The following is a 276-nucleotide window of genomic DNA, read 5'->3' as shown; positions in this document are numbered from 1 at the left end:
AAAAAGATTTGGCTGAGCAATTCAAAAAAGGTAAGGCCACAATTGAGCGTTGGTATCAAAAACAATACCAAGAGCAACATAAAGAGCTAAGCAATGCATTATGTCCTACAGTCCTTGGGATAGACGAACATTTCTTTAGTCGTAAGCAAGGATTTGCAACAACCTTGTGTGATTTAAAAAAAAGAAAAATAGGCTCTTTCTCATTTGAGGGGGCACTTTAATCTAAGTTAGAGTAATCTAACTCCTTGATTTGACGATCAAAAGGAGATTAAAGTG

At 35.9% G+C, this 276-nt stretch carries 1 pseudogene; it reads left to right on the top strand.

Annotated features, from left to right (window positions below):
* Window positions 1–191, top strand: a pseudogene (locus Lrub_RS07480) (ISL3 family transposase); the annotation flags it as partial.
* Between the last annotated feature and the right edge of the window lie 85 nt (window positions 192–276).

The organism is Legionella rubrilucens, assembly GCF_001468125.1.
Taxonomy (GTDB): domain Bacteria; phylum Pseudomonadota; class Gammaproteobacteria; order Legionellales; family Legionellaceae; genus Legionella_C; species Legionella_C rubrilucens.
This window is presented reverse-complemented; position numbering and strand designations above follow the sequence as displayed.